A 20,100-nucleotide genomic window follows, 5' to 3' on the forward strand; every position below is an offset into this window, starting at 1 on the left:
TGCTGAACCTGGCCTGGTTCGACCGCTTGGGACTGCCCCGGCTCTCATGATCTCAATCTCTCGAACCGCCCGGTGCGGACCCGCATGCCGGGTGGTGTGGCAGGGGCGCAGTCCATGAGGACTGCCCTCTATGCCGATGACGCTCCGCGTCATTTGCGCGGGAGTGGCCTCCATCGGGATCGGGCGCTGGGGTGCGTGACGCGGAGCGTCACGGGCGGCGTTCCCACGCGGGAGCGTGGGAACGATCAGGCAACCTAGCCTGCGGGCTGTCAGAATCTGTACCTGGCCGTCAGCATATAGTTGCGCGGCTCTCCGAAGAAGTTACCGCTGTCCGTGCCCAGGATGACGGAGTAATGACGTTTGTCGAATACGTTATTGATATTCAGGGTCGCATCCAGGTTCTGGCTGATCCTGTAGTTCGTATAGAGATCCACCAGCGTATACCCGCCTTGTTTCACTCCGTACTGGGTGTATATCTTGCTCTGGGTCTGCGTTCCTCCACCCACTTTCCAACGGTTCAGTTCGCCAGGCAGACGGTAGGTGGTGAATACCTTGAGCAGGTTGAGCGCCAGGCGGCGGGCCTGCCGTTGCTCGTTATCGCCCATGGCCGTCGCTTCGCTCATGGCTGCTCGTCGAACTCCAGCAGCAGGCAGCGCTCGGTGGCCTTGACCATGTACTTCTTCACCGAGCTGAGGGAGACGCCGAGGCGCTGGGCGATTTCCACATAGCTCATGCCCAGGCACTGGGCCATCAGGAAGGCCTGCTTGGCCCGGGCGCCGCAGCCGTCGAGCAGGCGGTCGATCTCGCGCAGCCGGTCGAGGATCAGCACCCGTTCTTCCGTGGAGATTGCCTGGTATTCGGGGCGAATGGCCAGGGCTTCGAGGTAGGCCCGCTCCAGGCGCTGGCGGCGCAGGCGGTCGAACAATACGCGGCGGGCGACGGTGGTCAGGTAGTTGCGTGGCTCGCGCAGTTCCCGCAGCAGCGCCAGCGCACTGCTGGAGGCGAGTATGCGCAGGTAGGTATCCTGCATCAGGTCGGCGGCCAGTTGCGGGCACTCGGTCTGTCTGCGCAGCCAGCCCTGTAGCCAGAGATTGTGGTTGCGATAGAGCCTGTCCAGGTCGGAGCGGGGGATTGGTTCATGCCAGGGCAATCGTTCTACGCCCACGGAAGATGCTAATCATTCTTTTTAATCGTGGTACTGCAAGTGGGATGTGAAAATAGCTGCAAGCGGCAAGCCAGGGGCGTACGTGCGCGCTTCGCATTCAGGACGAGCAACTGATCTCCAGGTGCTTGCCCCACTCGGGGGGGCGTTCGGCGTAGCGCTGCTTGCCGGGCTGCTCGTCGAAGGGGTGCGAGAGCACTTCGTGCAGTTCGCGCACGGGGGCATGGTCGCCCTGTTCGGCGGCCTCGATGGCTTGCTGGGCGAGGTAGTTGCGCAGGGTGTATTTCGGGTTGACGGCATGCATGCGCGCCCGGCGTTGCGCCTGGTCGCCGCTTTCGCTTTCGCTGCGGGCACGGTAGCGCCTGGCCCAGTGGTCGAAGCCGGCCAGGTCGATGAAGTCGTCGCGCAGGCGAGCGAGCGCCTGTTCCGGGGCGCTGTCGCCCAGTTCGCGGAAGAAGCCCGCATAGTCGATGGCGCTGCCCTGCATCAGGCGCAGCAGGCCGAGGACCAGCGGCTTGTCGTCGGACAATTCCTGTTCCAGGCCCAGGCGTGCGCGCATCAGGGCCAGCCAGTGTGCTTCGTAGAGGGGCAGGAACGTGTCGAGTGCCTGGCGCAGGCGCGGGACTTCGATCAGCGGTGTCAGCGCCTGGGCCAGGGCGCTGAGGTTCCAGTGGGCGATCGGTACCTGGTTGTCGAAGCTGTAGCGGCCCTGGTGGTCGGAGTGGTTGCAGACGAAGCCGCTGTCGAAGTCGTCGAGGAAGGCGTAGGGGCCGAAGTCGAAGGTGATGCCGAGGATCGACATATTGTCGGTGTTCATCACCCCATGGCAGAAACCGTAGGCCTGCCACTGGGCGATCAGGTGCGCGGTACGGCGCACCACGGCAGCGAAGAACGCCGGGTAGGGATCGTCCTGTTCCAGGCATTGCGGGAAGTGGCAGGCGATCACGTGGTCGAGCAAGCGCCGCAATTGTTCATGCTGGCGGGTGTAGTAGAAGAACTCGAAGTGGCCGAAGCGCACGTGGCTCGGCGCCAGGCGGGTGAGCATCGCCGCCGGCTCCTGGCGTTCGCGCCAGATCAGGGTGTCCGAGGTGGTCACGCACAGTGCCCGCGAGGTCGGGATGCCCAGGGCATGCAGGTGCTCGCTGGCGAGGAATTCGCGGATCGACGAGCGCAGCACGGCCCGGCCATCGCCCATCCGCGAGTAGGGCGTCAGGCCGGCGCCCTTGAGGTGCAGGTCCCAGTGTTCGCCGGCCTGGTTCACTGCTTCGCCGAGCAGCAGGCCACGGCCATCGCCCAGTTGCGGGTTGTAGGCGCCGAACTGGTGGCCGGAATAGACCATCGCCCGTGGCTCGGCGCTTTCCCACAATTGCTGGCCGCTGAACAGGCCGGTGAACAGCGGGTCGTCGCGGGTCCGGGGCGGCAGGTCGAGCAGTGCCAGGGCGTCGTCGCTGGCAACCACCAGGCGCGAGCCTTCCAGCGGTTGCGGGTTGATCTCGGTGGAGAAGTCGTCGCCCAGTCGCGCGAAGCGGTTGTCGAAGTGCAATGTCGTCAGGCTGGGCATGAGGTTCTCCGTATCGGGGCATTCGACGATGGGTATTGCTACGCTCGAACCATCCTACGCGTTATCCGTCGCTGCGCGCGGCGTCCCCGGTTGCGGTTCCCTGTTCGATCAGCAGTTCCTGGCCCTGGCGGCTTTTCAGGTGCACGTCCAGTTGGCGGAAGGCGACCTTGATGCCGGCGGCGTGGAATTCGCGGTCCACCTGGCGGTTGATTTCGTCGATCACCGGGTTGCGGTCGGCCAGGCCTTTCACATGTAGGCGCAGTTCGTGCTCCAGGCGGCTGTCACCGAAGCTGAGGAAGAACACCTGGGGCTCCGGCTCGTGCAGCACCCTGGCGTTGCCTTCGGCGGCTTCCAGCAGTATCTGCCGCACCCGCTCCAGGTCGGAGCCGAATTCCACGCCGATACGGATGGTGACGCGGGTGACGGTGTCGCTCAGCGACCAGTTGAGCAACTGGTCGGTGACGAAGGTCTTGTTCGGGACGATGATTTCCTTGTGGTCGAAATCGGTGATGGTGGTGGCGCGGATGCGGATGCGGCTGACCGTGCCGGACAGGTTGCCGATGGTTACCACGTCGCCGATGCGTACCGGCTTCTCGAACAGGATTATCAGCCCGGAGATGAAGTTGGCGAAGATTTCCTGCAGGCCGAAGCCCAGGCCCACCGACAGGGCGGCGACCAGCCATTGCAGCTTGTCCCAGCTCACCCCCAGGGTCGACAGGGTGGAGACGATGCCCACGCCGACCAGGGTGTAGGACAGCAGAGCGCCGGTGGCATAGGCACTGCCCTGGGCCAGTTGCAGGCGCGACAGCACCAGCACTTCCAGCAGGCCGGGCAGGTTGCGTGCGAGGATCATGGTGATGCCGATGATCAGCAGGGCGCCGAGCAGGTCGTTGAGGCTGATCGGCTTGTTCACGGCGTTCTCGCCGCTGCCGCTGGTGAACTCGTAGAGGGTGACGTTATCCAGGTAGGAGACCACGCTGATCAGGTCCGACCAGACCCAGTACAGCGCCACCAGGAAGGCGCCGAAGATCGCCAGGCGGGTCAGGCGCAGCGATTGCTGGTTGACCTGCTCGATATCCAGCCCCGGTTCTTCCTGGTGCTCGAGTGCCTCGCCGCCAGCTTCCTCCGCCGCCTGGCGCTTGGCCAGATAGCGCTGGTAGGCCAGGCGCCGCGCGGCGACGGTGAGGGCGCGCACCAGGGTGGCTTCCAGGGCGACCCAGAGCATCAGCAGATAGAGGGTGTCGATCAGCCGCTCGGTCAGTTTCAGCGCGGTGTAGTAGTAGCCCAGGCCCACCACCAGGATCAGTGCCAGCGGCAGGGTACTGAACAGCAGACCGAACAGCAGCCGCAGCGGCGGTGCGTTTTCGCTGGCCGGCCCTTTCAACAGCACACGGGTCAGGCGCCAGCTCATCAGCGCGTAGCAGGTGAGGATCACGCCGATGCCCAGTACGTCGTCGGCCAGCCCGGCGGGCTGGCTCTCGGCTATGCTCACGGCGACCACCAGGGTCAGCACCACCAGGCCCAGGCGGCGCACTTCATCGCGCAGGAAGGCCACTTGTGGCACCGACCAGCGGAAGTGCAGTTCGGCCACCCGTCCCGGGGAGAGCATGCGGTAGGCCGCATAGAACACCAGCCAGGCTTGCGCCATCTGGTAGAGCGCCGCGCCCAGGGCGACGTTCTGCGCACGCCCGTCGCTCTGCAGCAGGTAGCCGCACAGTGCCAGGAACAGCGCCCCGGGCATTGCCAGCAGCAGGTTGAGCAGCATCGCCAGCGGTGTGTGCAACTGGCTGTCGTTGCGGAAGTGGCCGATATCGCGGCTCAAGGCCACCAGCTTGCGGTTGATGCTGGGGCGGCGCCACAGCAGTACGCCGATGGCCAGCAGCAGCGGCAGGAAGAACAGTGGCCGCTCCAGCAGGCCGGCCCACAGGCCGCTCAAGGCCGAGGTCCAGGGCATGGCGGCGAGCTGGCGCTCCAGCAGTTGCGGCACATTGGCGAGCCAGGCGAAGTCCAGCGGCTTGTTGCTGGGAATCCAGAACATCTGCTCGTCCAGGGTTTCGCTCAGGCTGCGGGCCTTGCTCTGCAATTGTTTCTGGTTCAGTTGCAGGGTGATGGATTCGTTGAGCAGTTCGCTCAAGCCCCGGTTCAGGCGGTCCAGCAGCTCGCTGCGGGTGGTGACCAGTTCCAGCAGCGCCTTGCGCAATTCATCCGTGGGCTGCTCTTTATCCTGGCTGGCCAGTAGCTGCTCGACATAGGCCGCGGGGTCGGCATTGCGGTTGCGGGCCTGGTTCAGTTCGAACTGGTAGAGGCGTATGTCGGCGATTTCATCGGCCAGGTTCTTGTCCAGGTGCAGGCGTGGCAGCGCCTGTTTCTGCTGGTAGAGCACGCGCGACAGCAGCAGGCTGCCCTGCAGCACGGAAATCTGCTCTTCCAGGGCCTGGTCGCTCTGGTTGACGGCGTCGAGCTGCTGGCGGGTCTGCAGGTTCTGCTGGGTCAACTGGTTGAGGCGTTCGGTGGTGCGCAGCAGGTAGTCGGACAGCTTCAGGTTGGCCGCGCTTTCCGAGGCCAGCAGGCTGTCGGTGCCGGCGGCCTCGGCGCGTGCCGACAATTCGGCGACGGTCTGCTCGGAGGCGGCGCGGCGCTTGTCGTTGATCAGCGTCTGCAGCGCCAGGGTTTCCTGGTCGGCGCGGGCGATGCGCTCGCCCAGCAGGTCCCGGCGGCTCTTGCCCAGGTCCTGCAGCAGGTTGTTGCCGGCCAGCTCCTGGCGGCGTAGTTCGATCAGTGCTTCGAGGGCTTCCTGCTCGGCTTCGAGCAACTTGCGGCTCTCGTCCGTGAGGGGCTTGCTGGCGCTTTCGCGGCCACTCTTGAGTTGGGCGGCGATGCGCTGCTGGCGGGCCTGGCTGTTGCCGATCTCGGTCTGCACCCGCTCCGGGCGGGTCTGCGAGGTGATGATCAGGCTGTTGGCGACGGTAAAGGCGCGTTGCCATTCGGCCAGTTGCTCGATGCGCTCGGCCAGTGTGCGTTCCAGTTCGGGGATCGCCTGGCGGCTGTAGGTCGCGGTAGGGGCGGGCAGGGCGTTGGCGCGCAGCCTGGCCAGCTCGGCCTGGTTGCGACGGATTTCCTCGGGCGCCTCGTTCAGTTGTTGCTTGAGGTCCGCCAGGCTGCGCTGGGTGGCCTGCTTCTGCTCGAGCAGTTGCTGGGCCTGTTCCTTGAGGCTGGGCGCGGCAGCTTTGCTTTCGCTCTCGGTGGTGCTGGCGCCGCTGGCCGCGGCGGTGCCGCCGGTCAGTGCGCCAAGCCCGGGCGGCGCGGCCTGGGTGGCGGCGGCCAGGCTCAGCGTCAGTAACAGAAGGAATGACAGGGTACGTATCGAGGTCATGCTACGCAGCCATGCGGGAATGATGGTGCGAGTCTACGGATAGAGCGAGGGCAGGGCGAGCCCGGCTGACGGTTTGCCGGTCACGGTGAAAGTGCAGGCGAGATCGGCTAACCTGCGCCGAGGTTTTCCGAGGTTAATCATGCATATTCATATTCTGGGTATCTGCGGCACTTTCATGGGTTCGCTGGCGGTGCTGGCCAAGGCGCTCGGGCATCGCGTCAGCGGTTCCGATGCCAATGTCTATCCGCCGATGAGCACCCAGCTCGAGGCGCAGGGCATCGAGTTGCAGCAGGGCTACGACCCCGCGCACCTGCAGCCCGGCCCCGACCTGGTGGTGATCGGCAATGCGCTGTCGCGGGGCAACCCGGCGGTCGAATATGTGCTGAACCAGGGCCTGCCCTATGTCAGCGGGCCGCAGTGGCTGGCCGATCATGTGCTGCAGGGGCGCTGGGTGCTGGCGGTGGCCGGCACCCATGGCAAGACCAGTAGCAGCAGCATGCTGGCCTGGGTGCTGGAGCATGCCGGCATGAGCCCGGGCTTCCTGATCGGCGGCGTGCCGCGGAACTTCGGTATCTCCGCGCGCCTGGGCGATACGCCGTTCTTCGTGGTCGAGGCGGACGAGTACGACAGCGCCTTCTTCGACAAGCGCAGCAAGTTCGTGCACTACCGCCCACGCACCGCGATCCTCAACAATCTCGAGTTCGACCATGCGGATATCTTCCCTGACCTGGCGGCCATCGAGCGGCAGTTCCATCATCTGGTGCGCACCATACCCGGCGAGGGGCTGGTCATTCATCCGGTGGATGAGCCGGCGCTGGCGCGGGTGATCGGAATGGGCTGCTGGACGCCCGTGCAGACCACCGGGCCAGGCGGCCAATGGCAGGCGAAACTGCTCAGCGCCGATGGTTCGCGCTTCGAAGTCAGTTACGACGGCAAGCTCGAAGGCGTGGTGGAGTGGGGGCTGAGCGGCCGCCACAACGTCGCCAATGCCCTGGCGGTACTGGCCGCGGCGCGCCATGTCGGCGTCGCGCCGGGTCTGGGGATCGAGGCGCTGGGGCGTTTCGTCAATGCCAAGCGGCGCATGGAGAAGGTCGCCGAAGTCAACGGGGTGACGGTCTACGATGACTTCGCCCACCACCCGACCGCCATCGCCACCACCCTCGACGGCCTGCGCCAGCGGGTCGGTAGCGCGCAGGTCATCGCGGTGATCGAGCCGCGTTCCAACTCGATGAAGCTGGGTGCGCACCGCGAGGGGCTGGCCGCATCCGCCGAGCAGGCCGATGCGGTGTTCTGGTATGCGCCGCCGAACCTCGGCTGGGACTTGGCCGCCAGCCTGGCCGGGGCGAAGACGCAGACGCATGTCTGCGACTCGCTGGAGTCGATCATCGACGGGGTCAGGGCGCTGGCCAGCCCCGGCACCCAGGTGGTGATCATGAGCAATGGCGGTTTTGGCGGCCTGCATGGCAGGCTGGCCGAGGCGCTGGCATGAGATATGCGAAGCCTACGGAACTTGCCACCTTTCACAGGCAGTGCGGGCCTGTCGAAGTCGAGGATTACCCATGAGCGGAGCTGAACGTATCACCCTGGCGATGACCGGTGCCTCCGGTGCGCAGTACGGCTTGCGCCTGCTCGATTGCCTGGTGCAGGAAGAACGCGAAGTGCATTTCCTCATTTCCAGGGCGGCGCAACTGGTGATGGCTACTGAAACCGACGTGGCGCTGCCGGCCAAGCCGCAGGCGCTGCAGGCCTTTCTCACGGAGTACACCGGCGCCGCGCCGGGGCAGGTGCGCGTCTACGGCAAGGAGGACTGGATGGCCCCGGTGGCCTCCGGCTCCGGCGCGCCGGGGGCGATGGTGGTGGTGCCCTGTTCCACCGGCACCCTGTCGGCCATCGCCACGGGAGCCTGTAACAACCTGATCGAGCGCGCCGCCGATGTGGCGCTCAAGGAGCGCCGGCAACTGATCCTGGTGCCCCGCGAAACGCCGTATTCCAGCATCCACCTGGAGAACATGCTGAAGCTGTCCAACCTCGGCGCGGTGATCCTGCCGGCCTCGCCCGGTTTCTACCACCAGCCGCAGACCCTGGATGACCTGGTGGACTTCGTCGTCGCGCGCATCCTCAACCAACTGGGCATCCCGCAGGACATGCTGCCGCGCTGGGGCGAGCACCATCCGGGCGGCGGGGAGGATTGAGGCTGGAAGAAGGAGCCGATAAGAGCGCTGGAGGCTGGACGAGAAAAGCAGAATGCGCTTGACAGGGGTTTGGCGCTGGTGCGCACACTGTCAAGCCTCAAGCCTCAAGCCTCAAGCCTCAAGCCTCAAGCCTCAAGCCTCAAGCCTCAAGCCTCAAGCCTCAAGCCTCAAGCCTCAAGCCTCAAGCCTCAAGCCTCAAGCCTCAAGCCTGCAGATCCTTTACCATGGGCGACCTTTTCGCTCAGGTCATGTCATGCAAGCCCCCTTTTCCCTGGATCCCCATACCGCACGGGTGTTGCCCTGGCTGGTGGCCATCGCGTTTTTCATGCAGACGCTGGACGGCACCATTCTCAATACCGCGCTGCCGGCCATGGCCATGGACCTGCAGGAAGACCCGTTGCGCATGCAGGGGGTGGTGATCGCCTACATGCTGACCGTGGCGTTGCTGATCCCCGCCTCGGGCTGGCTGGCCGACCGTTTCGGCGCGCGGCGGACCTTTTTCGCCGCCATTGCGCTGTTCACCCTGGGTTCGCTGTTCTGCGCGCTGTCGCAGACCCTCGGGCAACTGATTTCGTCGCGGATCGTCCAGGGGCTGGGGGGCGCGCTGATGTTGCCGGTCGGGCGGCTGGTGATCCTGCGGGTGTTCCCGCGCAGCGAGTTCGTCAAGGTGATGGCCTTTATCGCCCTGCCGGGGCTGGTCGGGCCGTTGGTGGGGCCGACCCTCGGCGGCTGGCTGGTGGAGTACGCCTCCTGGCACTGGATCTTCCTCATCAACCTGCCGGTAGGCGTGCTCGGCTGCGTGTTCGCCTGGCGCTACATGCCCGCGCTGAGGGATACGCAGCGCACGCCCTTCGATAGCTTCGGCTTCATACTGTTCGGCTTGGCGATGATCCTGATCACCCTGGCACTGGAGGGCCTGGGGGAGATGCACATGCCCCATGCGCGGGTGCTGCTGTTGCTGTTCGCCGGGGCTGCCTGCCTGTGTGCCTACTGGCTGCGGGCCGCGCGTATCGACAATCCGTTGTTCAGCCCCGCGTTGTTCCACTGCCGCAGTTTTGCCGTAGGTATCCTCGGCAACCTGTTCGCGCGCCTGGGCGGCGGCGCATTGCCGTTCCTGCTGCCGTTGCTGCTGCAGATCGCCCTGGACTACTCGCCGGCGCAGGCCGGAATGGCGATGGTACCGCTGGCGCTCGGGGCGATGAGCGTCAAGCCGCTGGCCCAGCCGGTGCTACAGCGTTTCGGCTATCGCCGGGTGCTGGTGAGCAATACCCTGCTGCTGGGGACGCTGGTGATCGGCCTGGGCCTGTCGAGCGGCGTGGTGCCGCTGGCGGTGCTGCTGGTGCTGCTCTGGGTGCTGGGGATGGTCAACTCGCTGCAATTCACGGCGATGAACACCATCACCCTGATCGGCCTGAGCAACGAGCAGGCCAGCGCTGGCAACGGCCTGCTGTCGGTGGTGATCCAACTGTCCATGAGCCTTGGCGTGGCCGCGGCCAGTGCCTTGTTGAATGGTTTCAACGATCCGGGTGCGGGCGGCGATTCCTTGCGTGCTTTCCAGTTGACCTTCGTCTGTGTCGGCGGGATGACCATGCTGGCCGCGGCGCTGTTCATGCAACTGGACGAACAGGCCGGGCGTATGGCCAAGGTGTAGGCGGCAGGAGAATCTTGACCAAGATGGGGTGGCGCCCACGCTGGGAAGCTTGCAACTGCTTCAGTGCAGCTTCAAGCGTGGCTCGGTGCCGCGTCCGATGCGGTCGCCGAGCATCAGCAGGGCCGTGCGTGGCAGGCCGTAGAGCGCCACCTGGTGCATGCGGTAGAGCGAGATATAGAACATCCGCGCCAGCCAGCCTTCCAGTTTGACGTTACCCATCAGATTGCCCATCAGGTTGCCCACCGCACTGAAGCGCGACAGCGACACCAGCGAGCCGTAGTCCCGGTACTGGAAGGCGGGCAGCGCCTTGCCCTGCAGGTGCAGCGTCAATGACCTGGCCAGCAACGAAGCCTGCTGGTGCGCGGCCTGGGCTCGGGGCGGCACGTTGCGACCGCTGCCGTCGTCCAGCGGGCAGGCGGCGCAATCGCCCAGCGCGAAGATATCGTCGTCCAGCGTGGTCTGCAGGCTCGGGCGTACCAGCAACTGGTTGATGCGGTTGCTTTCCAGCCCGCCGATGCCGTTGAGGAAGTCCGGCGCCTTGATACCGGCGGCCCAGACCTTGAGGCTGGCCTGGACCACGCTGCCATCGGCGATGGTCAGGCCGTCGGCGTCGATCTGCTGCACGGCCGAGGCGGTCAGGACGCGCACGCCGAGCTTCTCCAGGGTGCTGTGCACCGGCACGCTGATACGCTCGGGCAGCGCCGGCAGCACCTTGGGGCCGGCCTCGATCAGGGTGATGTTCATGTTCTGCGGCTGGATGCCGTTCAGCCCGTAGGCCGCCAGTTCATGGGCGGCATTGTGCAGTTCGGCGGCCAGTTCCACGCCGGTGGCGCCCGCGCCGACGATGGCCACGCTGATATGGCCCTTGTCGTTGCCCTGGGCATGGGCGCACAGGTAATGGCTGAGCAACTGCTGGTGGAAGCGCTCGGCCTGCTGCGGGTTGTCGAGGAAGATGCAGTGCTCGGCCGCGCCAGCGGTACCGAAGTCGTTGGTCTTGCTGCCGATGGCGATGACCAGCGTGTCATACGGCAACCAGCGCGCGGGCAGCAGTTGGTTGCCCTGGGCATCGCTGATGGCGGTCAGCTCGATCTTTTTCGCCGCTCGATCGATCCCGCACAACCGGCCGATCTGGAAGTTGAAATGGCACCATTTCGCCTGGGCGACATAGTTGAGCTCGTTCTCCGACGAGTTCAGAGAGCCGGCGGCCACCTCGTGCAGCAGGGGTTTCCAGATATGCGTGAGGTTGGCATCGACCAGCGTGATCTCGGCCTTGCCGCGTTTGCCCAGGGTCCGGCCCAGGCGGGTGGCCAGCTCCAGTCCACCCGCGCCGCCGCCAACGATGAGGATTCTATGGGGCACTGTCTGTCGCCTCGTAAAGATACTCGTTATTGGCGCGGCACCATGACACCGAGCGGGCGCCTTTACAACCGGCACTTCGTACGGTTTATAGCCTTGGGCAAAGGTACTGTGCCCCGCCCGCGCCCCTGCAGGTCGCGGTTTGCCGCTGCTTCCGATAATAACCCTGCGACATATAGGTTGTTTCGGCCTGTCGGGCTTGTCGGATATAATATCGCCCGCCCGCGATACCGTGGCCGCGGGCGTATCCAGCCAGATGAGGGTGTAAGGTGAACCTGATTAAGAAGATTCTGGCAGCACAGACTGCCGTAGTAGCCCTGTGGGCGATGAACGCTCAGGCTACGACGAATGATGCCATCGCCGCTCGTCTGAAGCCGGTGGGTGAGGTTTGCATCCAGGGCGAGGAGTGCGCCGCAGCTGTCGCAGGTGCTGCCGCCGCCGCTGGTGGCGGCGCCCGTTCCGCTCAGGACGTGGTCGCCAAGTTCTGCAACGCCTGCCATAGCATCGGCCTGCTGGATGCGCCAAAGGTAGGCGATAGTGCCGCCTGGAAGGCGCGTGCCGACAAGGAAGGTGGCTTGGACGGACTGCTGGCCACCGCTATCAAGGGCCTGAATGCCATGCCGCCGAAAGGCACCTGTGCCGATTGCTCGGATGATGAGCTGAGGGAGGCCATCCAGCATATGTCCGGTCTCTGACCGGTCACTGCCCCGCGTTTCGCGGGCCAGGGTTGCAATGAAAAACCGCCGGCAGGCGGTTTTTCATGCACGCACGTAAAGCGCCAGGGCCTGCGGCGGGTGTCGCGCGCCGTGCGCGGAGGAAAGCCCTTCAGTCGATGAAGAACACCTGGCCGTCGCGCAGGGCCTGCACCCTGGCCAGGGATTCGACGCGATAACCTGCGTTTTCCAGTTCCCGGCGCCCGGCCTGGAAGGATTTCTCGATCACGATGCCCAGCCCGGCGATGCTGGCGCCGGCCTTGCGGATGATCTCTATCAGGCCCTGGGCGGCTTTGCCGTTGGCCAGGAAGTCGTCGATGATCAGTACACGGTCGGCGCTCGACAGGTGCTGGGTGGAAATGGCGATGGTGCTTTCGACCTGCTTGGTGAAGGAGTAGACCGAGGCGGTCAGCAGGTTGTCGTTCAGGGTCAGTGACTGGTGCTTGCGGGCGAAGATCACCGGCACGCCCAGCTCCAGCCCGGCCATCACCGCCGGGGCGATGCCCGAGGCTTCGATGGTGACGATCCGGGTGATCCCGGCATCGCGGAAGCGGCGGGCGAACTCATGGCCGATCTGCTGCATCAGGTGCGGGTCGATCTGATGATTGAGAAAGGCATCGACTTTGAGCACCTTGTCCGAGAGGACGATGCCTTCGCTACGGATTTTCTGTTTCAACTGTTCCACTATCACGCTACCTCAGGCGAAAAGCGGGCGGCCATCGCCCCCGTGAAAGCGGCGCATTCTCTCGCAAATCGCCATCGGATCGAAGAAAAATCGCACGATCCCCGATGTTTTGCTGATCCGGCTCAAGCCTTGCCTCTGGTCGTGGCAGGGCAGTACGGTGATACTCGAAGCCGGATCAAGACAGAGGGAGTATCGATATGCTGCGTATTGCCATCAATGGTTACGGCCGCATCGGGCGCGCCGTTTTGCGTGCCCTGTTCGAGCGAGGGCTGGACGGGCGGATTCGCGTCGAAGCGATCAATGACCTGAGTGACAACGCCACCCTGGCGCACCTGACTCGTTTCGATTCGACCTTTGGCCGCTTCCGCCAGCCGGTGGAACTGGACGGCGACCGCCTGCTGATCGGAGCCCAGTCGATCCGGCTGCTCAGCGAGCGCGAGCCGTCGCGGCTGCCCTGGAAGGAACTGGGTATCGACGTGGTGCTGGAGTGTTCCGGCAAGTTCAAGCAGCGTGCCCAGGCCGAGCAGCACCTGCTGGCCGGCGCCGGCCGGGTGTTCGCTTCGCACCCGCTGGAGGGCGCCGACCTGACGGTGGTCTATGGTGTCAACCACGGGTTGCTGGCCGACCAGCGCATCCTTTCCAATGCTTCTTGCACCACCAATTGCCTGGCGCCATTGGCCAAGGTGCTGCATGAGGCGGTGGGGATCCGCCAGGGGCTGCTGAACACCGTGCATGCCTATACCAACGACCAGAACCTGCTGGACAAGGCCCACAAGGATCTCTATCGCGCTCGTGCCGCGGCACTCTCGATGATTCCCTCGACCACGGGGGCGGCCAAGGCCATCGGCCTGGTGCTACCGGAGCTGGCCGGGCGGCTGGATGGCCTGTCGGTACGGGTGCCGACGCCGAACGTGTCGCTGGTCGACCTGACCTTCACCGCCGAGCGTGCCCCCGCCAGTGCCGAAGCGCTCAACCAGGCGCTGCGCGAGGGCGCGGCACGCTTGCCGGAAGGTGTGATGGAGTGCAATGAGTTGCCGCTGGTATCCCATGACTTCAACGGTTATGCGACATCCTGCGTGGCCGACCTCAACCACACCCGTGTGCAGGGCGACCTGGTCAAGGTGCTGGCCTGGTACGACAACGAATGGGCATTCTCCAACCGCATGCTCGATGTGCTGCAACTCTGGGGGCGTGGCGCCGGCGCTTGAGAACCAGCTCACGATCTGCTGCATCACTCGATGGCTCATTTGGCCGCCAAGCTTCGCGCCTCGTGCCTTGCCTCGGGCAGAAAACCGGCTGCGGCCCTGGCTCGTGGATCGTGAACGGGGTCTGAGGTGGGCAGGCGCGGCGCGCAGGCTGTTCGACTGCGCGGCTATCGTCCTGGCTGGCCGATAGCCGCGACATGACGTTCAGGTGCGGAAGTGGCCGACGAGGCGTTCCAGGTCGTTGCCCAGGCGGGCCAGTTCGTTGCTGGCGGAGGAGATTTCCGCGCTGGCGCTGGCCGATTCCTCGGCGGTGTCGCGCACGGTGGAGACACTGCGGTTGATTTCCTCGGCCACTGCCGACTGTTCCTCGGCGGCGGTGGCGATCAGGGCGCTCATCTGCTGGATATTGGAAACCTGCCGGGTGATGGCGGCCAGCGCCGCGCCGGTATCGCGTACACCGTTGACCGACAGGTGCGTCTGGTCGACGCTGGTCTGCATCATGCGGCTGCTTTCACCGGCAATTTCCTGCAGTCCTGCGATCAGTTTCTCGATTTCTTCCGAGGAATTTTGTGTGCGCTGCGCCAGGTTTCGCACCTCGTCGGCGACCACCGCGAAGCCCCGGCCCGCTTCGCCGGCACGGGCAGCTTCAATGGCGGCATTGAGCGCCAGCAGGTTGGTCTGGCCAGCGACGGTCTTGATCACATCCAGCACACCGCCGATACGTTCGCTTTCTTGCCGCAGCTTGGCCATCGACTCGGCGGATACCCCCACGTCACGGGCCAGGACTTCGATCTGCTGGATGGCCTGCTGCGACAACTGCAGGGCATTCTCGGCCTCATGATCGGCCTCCTGGGCGGCACTGGCGGCCTGTTCGGAGTTCTGCGCCACTTCCTGCACGGTGGCGGACATTTCGTTCATCGCGGTGGCGACCATGTCGGTCTCGCTGCGTTGGCTGTCGATACCGGCCTGGGTCTGGTTGGTGATCGAGGCGAGTTGCGAGGCCGAGGCCGCCAGTTGGTGGGAGCCGCTGCCGATCTGCGCGATGACGTCGCGCAGGCTCAGGCTCATATTGTTGATCGAGCGCAGCAGCATGCCCAGCTCATCGCTGCGCTGGCTGTGCAGTTGGACGGTCAGGTCGCCATCGGCGATGCGCTGCGCGGCATCCACTGCGCGGCGCAGCGGGTTGACGATTTGGCGGCTGATGACCAGGGCCACCATGGCGCCGCTGAGCATCGCCAGCAGGGTTATCGCGGTCAGCAGTATCCTGATATCCGATACTTGGGCGGCGGCGCGCTCTTCTTCCGCGTAGTACAGCTCGTTGATGCTTTCCTGCAGTGCCAGCAGGCGCTCGTTGGCGGCCAGCAGGTTTTCGCCGGTATCGGCCCGGGCGCGCTCGCGGATGTAGTCGCCGAAGTTGGCGCGCAACCGCTCGACTGCCGCCAGGTCCTGGGCGGGCCAGCGTTTCTCCTGGATGTCGTTGAGCAATCCGTCGAGGGCGTCGCTCAGGTTCTTCTGGTGTTCGTCATGGGCCGACAGGTACTCGGGCTCGGCCTTCAGGGCGTAGTTGTAGTTGGCTTCGCGGGTGAATACGGTTTCATCGAACAGGGTGCTGACCTGGCTGATGCGTTGCAAGGACTTGCCACTGCTGCGCAGGCCGTGCTCGCCGATCAGGGCCAGCAGCAGGGCCAGCAACAGCAGCAGGCCGAAACCCAGTGCCAGCTTTCGGGTTACGGTCAGGTTTCTTATTCTGAGTGCGGATAGCATCGGTGTCTCCGTGGGTGGTTGGCGCGGTTGCCGCAGTCCATGCGCGGCAGCCTGGCGGCCATGGGAACACTTCGGCTATCTGCATATATTGATGCCTGCCAAATAAATGTCATATGGCCATCATTTCCCGCTGGTCAGCCCGGGTCGCGGAAGTCCGGGTGGAGGCCCGTGTTCACGTACACGCCGGTCGAGCGGCGGGTCGCCAGGTCGATACCCTCGGTGGTGACTTCGGCGAGAAAGTCGATCTGCTCTTCGCTGATGACATAGGGCGGCAGGAAATACACCACGCTGCCCAGCGGTCGCAGCAGCGCCCCGCGTTCCAGGGCGTGGCGGTAGACCTGCAGGCCGCGGCGTTCCTGCCAGGGGTAGGGCGCACGGGTGGCCTTGTCCTGCACCATCTCGATCGCCAGGGCCATGCCGGTCTGCCTGACCTCGGCGACATGCGGGTGGTCGGCGAGGTGGGCGGTGGCGCTGTGCATGCGTCTGGCGAGTGCCTTGTTGGCCTCGATCACATTGTCCTGCTGGAAGATATCCAGCGTCGCCAGCGCCGCTGCGCAGGCCAGCGGGTTGCCGGTATAGGTGTGTGAATGGAGGAAGCCGCGCAGGCTGCCATAGTCGTCGTAGAACGCCTGGTAGATGGCCTCGGTGGTCAGTACCGCCGCCATCGGCAGGTAACCGCCGGTCAGCGCCTTGGACAGGCAGAGGAAATCGGGGGTGATGGCGGCCTGCTCGCAGGCGAACATCGTCCCGGTGCGGCCGAAACCGACGGCGATTTCGTCGAGGATCAGCAGCACGCCATGGCGGTCGCAGGCTTCGCGCAGCAGCTTCAGGTAGACCGGGTGATACATGCGCATACCGCCCGCGCCCTGGATCAGCGGCTCGACGATGACCGCCGCCGCCTCGTCGCGGTGTTCGGCCAGGGTGCGCTCCATATGCTCGAACATCAGCCGTGAATGGTCTTCCCAGCTCACGCCTGGCTCGCGCAGGTAGCAGTCCGGGCTGGGCACCTTGAGGGTGTCCAGCAGCAGGGCCTTGTAGGTCGAGGTGAACAGCGGCACGTCGCCCACCGACATCGCCGCCACGGTCTCGCCGTGGTAGCTGTTGCTCAGGGTGATGAAACGGCGTTTCTCCGGGCGCCCCAGGTTGACCCAGTAGTGGTGGCTCATCTTCAGTGCGATCTCGATACCGGACGAGCCGTTGTCGGCATAGAACACCCGGTCCAGCCCGGCGGGGGTGATGGCGACCAGGCGCTCCGACAGCTCGATCACCGGGCCGTGGCTGAAGCCGGCCAGCATCACATGCTCAAGTTGGTCGAGCTGGTCCTTGATACGCTGGCCGATGCGCGGGTTGGCATGGCCGAACACGTTGACCCACCAGGAGCCGACGGCGTCGAGGTAGCGTTTGCCATCGAAATCCTCCAGCCAGACCCCTTCGCCGCGACGAATAGGGATCAAAGGCACCTGTTCGTGGTCTTTCATTTGTGTGCAGGGATGCCAGAGCACCGCGAGGTCGCGCTGCATCCAGCTCTGGTTGAGACTCATAGGGGCTCCTGGGGCTCGTCTGGCCTGGTGGTTAAAACGATGGAACGGCAGGCCGTTCTACCTGAATGCGCCTGCTGGGCGGCTGCTGGAGAGGCAGGGCGATGACGCCATGCGCTGCGAAGAGCCGAAAACAGCGCTGGAGGCTGGAAAGCTGGACGAAGAACACCGCTGCCCCGCTCTTGCGTCCAGCCTCCAGTGCTTTTATCGAAGCACTTTACCCGTGAATAAGGGTATGGCGCGATCGCCCCTGGGCCGCGCCGTGGGTGACGGGGCTTTCGTCGAGGGGCTTTACCTATCTGGTTAATCGATGTTTCAGAGCGAAAAAATGCGCGCAATTGAGATAGATTAATCATTAGGATTCTTGCTTTCAGCGTTCAGGGGTATATCGGTCATGCAATGGCGCAACTCTTCGAGCAACTATGGCCTGGTCAGTATCGCCATGCACTGGCTGGTCGCGTTCGTGGTGTTTGGCCTGTTCGGTCTCGGTTACTGGATGATGGGACTGGATTACTACAGCAACTGGTATCGCACGGCTCCCGATATCCACAAGAGCGTCGGCATCCTGCTGTTCGCGCTGATGTCGCTGCGGGTGCTCTGGCGCTTCGCCAATCCGCTCCCGGCGGCCCTGCCCAGCCACGGCACACTGACCCGCGTGGCCAGCAAGGCCGGGCACCTGTTGCTCTATCTCGGCCTGTTCGTGCTGATGCTCTCGGGTTATCTGATTTCCACCGCCGATGGCCGCCCGATCAGTGTCTTCGGCCTGTTCGAAGTCCCCGCCACCCTGACCTCGATACCCCGCCAGGAAGATGTCGCAGGCACCTTGCACCATTACCTGGCCTGGGGGCTGGTGATCTTTGCCACCCTGCATGGCCTGGCTGCTCTCAAGCATCATTTCATCGACCGCGATTCGACGCTCAAGCGCATGTTTGGACGTGCTTGAGTGTGAATGTCACTACCCTTAAAGGAGATTCATCCATGTTGAAGAAAAGCTTCGCTGCTCTGGCTCTGGGTTCGGCGCTGTTCGCCGGCCAGGCGCTGGCTGCCGACTATGCCATCGACAAGGAAGGCCAGCACGCCTTCATCAATTTCAAGATCAGCCACCTGGGCTATAGCTGGCTGTACGGTACTTTCAAGGATTTCGACGGCAGCTTCAGCTTCGATGCGGCCAAGCCCGAGGCCAGTTCGGTCAAGGTCGAGATCAAGACCGCCAGCCTGGATTCCAACCATGCAGAACGTGACAAGCATCTGCGGGGCGACAAGTTCCTCAACACCAGCAAGCACCCAACGTCGACCTTCGAATCCACGTCGGTCAAGTCCACCGGAGAAGGCAGCGCCGATATCACCGGCAACCTGACCCTCAACGGCGTGACCAAGCCGGTGGTGATCAAGGCCAAGTTCCTCGGTGAAGGCAACGATCCGTGGGGTGGCTACCGTGCAGGCTTCGAGGGTGGTACTACCCTGAAACTGAGCGATTTCAATATCCAGGGCCCGGGGCCGGCGTCCCAGGAGGTCGAGCTGATCCTGACCGTCGAAGGTATTCGCAAGTAATCGTCGGTAGCTGCCGACTGCGCCGGTACAGCTCCCTGTGCCGGCGTTTTTTCGTTCGCTGGCGGTGCCTTGCGCACGGTATTCCGCTTTGTGCAAGCAGTTTACAAACAGTTATGAATGTAAGTATATTTCCGCCACTCTGCCGTCGGTGCCTGCCGAGGCCGTGGTGGTCGCCCTGATCCGCCTGTTTCGTTTTTCAAGAGGTTTCCCACATGTCCGTCAAGTCAACCAGTGCCGCTCTGGTTTCAATCATGGCCGCCTCGATCGTGCTCGGCGGCTGCAAGGAGCAGACACCTCCGCCTGCCGCGGAGGCGCCGCAGGTGGGCATCGTCACTCTGCAGGCCGAGCCTTTCTCGCTGACTACCGAACTGCCGGGGCGTACCCAGGCCTTTCGCATCGCCGAGGTGCGGCCGCAGGTCAACGGTGTGATCCAGAAGCGCCTGTTCACTGAAGGCAGCGACGTGACGGAAGGGCAACAGTTGTACCAGATCGACGCGGCTGTCTATGAAGCGACGTTGAAAAGCGCCCAGGCCAGCCTGGCATCGAGCAAATCGCTGGCGGAGCGCTATGCCTCCCTGGTCAAGGACCAGGCCGTCAGCAAGCAGGCGTACGATGAAGCGCGGGCGGCCAATCTGCAGGCCGAGGCGAACCTCGAACAGGCGCGTATCAATGTGCGTTACACCAAGGTGCTGGCGCCGATCGCCGGGCGTATCGGCCGCTCCGCAGTGACCGAGGGTGCACTGGTGAGCAATGGCCAGACCCTGGCGCTGGCGACCATCCAGCAACTCGATCCGATCTACGTGGATGTCACGCAACCGGCCCGCGACCTGCTGGCGCTGCGCCGTGACCTCGAACAGGGTCGGCTGGAGCGTGCGGGCGAAAATGCCGCGCGGGTTTCGCTGAAGCTCGAAGATGGTTCGCTCTACGAGCATGAGGGAACCCTCGAATTCTCCGAAGTCACCGTGGATGCCAGTACCGGCTCGGTGACCCTGCGCGCCGTGTTCCCGAACCCGGACAAGAATCTGTTGCCGGGCATGTTCGTGCATGCGCAACTGGTTGCCGGGGTCAAGCGCGAGGCGATCCTCGTGCCGCAGCAGGGCATCACCCGTACGCCGCGTGGCGAGGCCACCGCACTGGTGGTGGGCGCCGATAACAAGGTGGAGCAGCGCCAACTCAAGACCGAGCGCTCCGTAGGCAACCGCTGGCTGGTGAGCGAAGGGCTCGAAGCCGGCGACCGCCTGATCACCGAAGGCCTGCAGTTCATCCAGCCTGGCGTCGAAGTCAAGGCCGTTCCGGCTTCCAATGTCGATACCGACAAATCGGCCCGTTAAGGCCGATCGAGGATAATA

General features: G+C 64.4%; 16 protein-coding genes. 8 read left to right on the top strand and 8 right to left on the bottom strand.

The features are described 5' to 3' along the window. Nucleotides 1-269: 269 nt before the first annotated feature. The 4 genes from DNJ95_RS16135 to mscK form a co-directional block, all read right to left on the bottom strand. A complete protein-coding gene (locus tag DNJ95_RS16135; RefSeq protein WP_131185756.1) occupies nucleotides 270-623 on the bottom strand; it encodes a TonB-dependent receptor domain-containing protein in 354 nt (117 codons plus the stop codon). Continuing rightward, nucleotides 620-1,165, bottom strand: coding sequence for a sigma-70 family RNA polymerase sigma factor (locus tag DNJ95_RS16140; RefSeq protein ID WP_242671986.1), 546 nt, complete (start codon nucleotides 1,163-1,165; stop codon nucleotides 620-622). The genes DNJ95_RS16135 and DNJ95_RS16140 overlap by 4 nt, the downstream gene beginning before the upstream one ends. Nucleotides 1,166-1,262: 97 nt before the next feature. Beyond that, nucleotides 1,263-2,723 carry a protein adenylyltransferase SelO gene (gene selO / locus DNJ95_RS16145; protein WP_131185757.1) on the bottom strand — a complete coding sequence of 487 codons (1,461 nt, stop codon included), beginning with the start codon at nucleotides 2,721-2,723 and terminating at the stop codon, nucleotides 1,263-1,265. A gap of 61 nt (nucleotides 2,724-2,784) precedes the next feature. Then, nucleotides 2,785-6,096, bottom strand: a complete 3,312-nt coding sequence (gene mscK / locus DNJ95_RS16150; RefSeq protein WP_131185758.1) for a mechanosensitive channel MscK — start codon at nucleotides 6,094-6,096, stop codon at nucleotides 2,785-2,787. 139 nt (nucleotides 6,097-6,235) lie between these two features. On the opposite strand from mscK, the gene mpl reads away from it, so the two are divergent. The 3 genes from mpl (at nucleotide 6,236) to mdtD (ending at nucleotide 9,939) form a co-directional block, all read left to right on the top strand. After that, nucleotides 6,236-7,585: a UDP-N-acetylmuramate:L-alanyl-gamma-D-glutamyl-meso-diaminopimelate ligase gene (gene mpl / locus DNJ95_RS16155; RefSeq protein ID WP_131185759.1), complete on the top strand. Its 1,350-nt coding sequence runs from the start codon at nucleotides 6,236-6,238 to the stop codon at nucleotides 7,583-7,585. Nucleotides 7,586-7,655: 70 nt separating this feature from the next. Beyond that, nucleotides 7,656-8,288 carry a flavin prenyltransferase UbiX gene (ubiX, locus tag DNJ95_RS16160; RefSeq protein WP_131185760.1) on the top strand — a complete coding sequence of 211 codons (633 nt, stop codon included), beginning with the start codon at nucleotides 7,656-7,658 and terminating at the stop codon, nucleotides 8,286-8,288. 253 nt (nucleotides 8,289-8,541) lie between these two features. After that, nucleotides 8,542-9,939, top strand: coding sequence for a multidrug transporter subunit MdtD (gene mdtD / locus DNJ95_RS16165; protein ID WP_131185761.1), 1,398 nt, complete (start codon nucleotides 8,542-8,544; stop codon nucleotides 9,937-9,939). Between the two features lie 60 nt (nucleotides 9,940-9,999). Here the strand turns inward: mdtD and DNJ95_RS16170 are convergent, their stop codons facing one another. Then, entirely contained in the window at nucleotides 10,000-11,298 is a 1,299-nt protein-coding gene (locus DNJ95_RS16170; protein WP_131185762.1) for an NAD(P)/FAD-dependent oxidoreductase, read from the bottom strand. A gap of 266 nt (nucleotides 11,299-11,564) precedes the next feature. Here DNJ95_RS16170 and DNJ95_RS16175 point away from each other — a divergent pair, with 266 nt between their 5' ends. Next, entirely contained in the window at nucleotides 11,565-11,990 is a 426-nt protein-coding gene (locus tag DNJ95_RS16175) for a c-type cytochrome (protein ID WP_131185763.1), read from the top strand. Nucleotides 11,991-12,120: 130 nt separating this feature from the next. On the opposite strand, the gene DNJ95_RS16180 is transcribed toward DNJ95_RS16175, so the two are convergent. Continuing rightward, on the bottom strand, nucleotides 12,121-12,693 hold the full coding sequence (locus DNJ95_RS16180) for a xanthine phosphoribosyltransferase (protein ID WP_131185764.1): 573 nt from the start codon (nucleotides 12,691-12,693) through the stop codon (nucleotides 12,121-12,123). Nucleotides 12,694-12,890: 197 nt separating this feature from the next. Here DNJ95_RS16180 and gap point away from each other — a divergent pair, with 197 nt between their 5' ends. Beyond that, a complete protein-coding gene (gene gap / locus DNJ95_RS16185) occupies nucleotides 12,891-13,901 on the top strand; it encodes a type I glyceraldehyde-3-phosphate dehydrogenase (RefSeq protein WP_131185765.1) in 1,011 nt (336 codons plus the stop codon). A 201-nt stretch (nucleotides 13,902-14,102) separates the two neighbouring features. On the opposite strand, the gene DNJ95_RS16190 is transcribed toward gap, so the two are convergent. After that, the gene (locus tag DNJ95_RS16190; RefSeq protein ID WP_131185766.1) at nucleotides 14,103-15,662 is read right to left on the bottom strand and encodes a methyl-accepting chemotaxis protein; all 1,560 of its coding nucleotides are present in this window, start codon (nucleotides 15,660-15,662) and stop codon (nucleotides 14,103-14,105) included. A gap of 134 nt (nucleotides 15,663-15,796) precedes the next feature. Next, nucleotides 15,797-17,203 (bottom strand): adenosylmethionine--8-amino-7-oxononanoate transaminase, encoded by a 1,407-nt coding sequence (locus DNJ95_RS16195; RefSeq protein ID WP_131185767.1) that lies wholly within the window; start codon nucleotides 17,201-17,203, stop codon nucleotides 15,797-15,799. A gap of 391 nt (nucleotides 17,204-17,594) precedes the next feature. Here DNJ95_RS16195 and DNJ95_RS16200 point away from each other — a divergent pair, with 391 nt between their 5' ends. From DNJ95_RS16200 to DNJ95_RS16210, 3 genes are all read left to right on the top strand, one after another. After that, nucleotides 17,595-18,143: a cytochrome b gene (locus tag DNJ95_RS16200; protein WP_131185768.1), complete on the top strand. Its 549-nt coding sequence runs from the start codon at nucleotides 17,595-17,597 to the stop codon at nucleotides 18,141-18,143. A gap of 35 nt (nucleotides 18,144-18,178) precedes the next feature. After that, entirely contained in the window at nucleotides 18,179-18,751 is a 573-nt protein-coding gene (locus DNJ95_RS16205) for a YceI family protein (protein WP_131185769.1), read from the top strand. A gap of 212 nt (nucleotides 18,752-18,963) precedes the next feature. Then, a complete protein-coding gene (locus DNJ95_RS16210) occupies nucleotides 18,964-20,082 on the top strand; it encodes an efflux RND transporter periplasmic adaptor subunit (protein ID WP_131185770.1) in 1,119 nt (372 codons plus the stop codon). Nucleotides 20,083-20,100 lie beyond the last annotated feature (18 nt).

The organism is Stutzerimonas kirkiae (assembly GCF_004327335.1).
Classification (GTDB): Bacteria; Pseudomonadota; Gammaproteobacteria; order Pseudomonadales; family Pseudomonadaceae; genus Stutzerimonas; species Stutzerimonas kirkiae.

What these genes read in the sequence shown, in the direction of transcription:
- DNJ95_RS16135 (WP_131185756.1), bottom strand. Translation starts at nt 623, where the DNA reads ATGAGCGAAGCGACGGCCATGGGCGATAACGAGCAACGGCAGGCCCGC.
- selO (WP_131185757.1), bottom strand. Translation starts at nt 2,723, where the DNA reads ATGCCCAGCCTGACGACATTGCACTTCGACAACCGCTTCGCGCGACTG.
- mscK (WP_131185758.1), bottom strand. Translation starts at nt 6,096, where the DNA reads ATGACCTCGATACGTACCCTGTCATTCCTTCTGTTACTGACGCTGAGC.
- mpl (WP_131185759.1), top strand. Translation starts at nt 6,236, where the DNA reads ATGCATATTCATATTCTGGGTATCTGCGGCACTTTCATGGGTTCGCTG.
- ubiX (WP_131185760.1), top strand. Translation starts at nt 7,656, where the DNA reads ATGAGCGGAGCTGAACGTATCACCCTGGCGATGACCGGTGCCTCCGGT.
- mdtD (WP_131185761.1), top strand. Translation starts at nt 8,542, where the DNA reads ATGCAAGCCCCCTTTTCCCTGGATCCCCATACCGCACGGGTGTTGCCC.
- gap (WP_131185765.1), top strand. Translation starts at nt 12,891, where the DNA reads ATGCTGCGTATTGCCATCAATGGTTACGGCCGCATCGGGCGCGCCGTT.
- DNJ95_RS16190 (WP_131185766.1), bottom strand. Translation starts at nt 15,662, where the DNA reads ATGCTATCCGCACTCAGAATAAGAAACCTGACCGTAACCCGAAAGCTG.
- DNJ95_RS16195 (WP_131185767.1), bottom strand. Translation starts at nt 17,203, where the DNA reads ATGAGTCTCAACCAGAGCTGGATGCAGCGCGACCTCGCGGTGCTCTGG.
- DNJ95_RS16200 (WP_131185768.1), top strand. Translation starts at nt 17,595, where the DNA reads ATGCAATGGCGCAACTCTTCGAGCAACTATGGCCTGGTCAGTATCGCC.
- DNJ95_RS16205 (WP_131185769.1), top strand. Translation starts at nt 18,179, where the DNA reads ATGTTGAAGAAAAGCTTCGCTGCTCTGGCTCTGGGTTCGGCGCTGTTC.
- DNJ95_RS16210 (WP_131185770.1), top strand. Translation starts at nt 18,964, where the DNA reads ATGTCCGTCAAGTCAACCAGTGCCGCTCTGGTTTCAATCATGGCCGCC.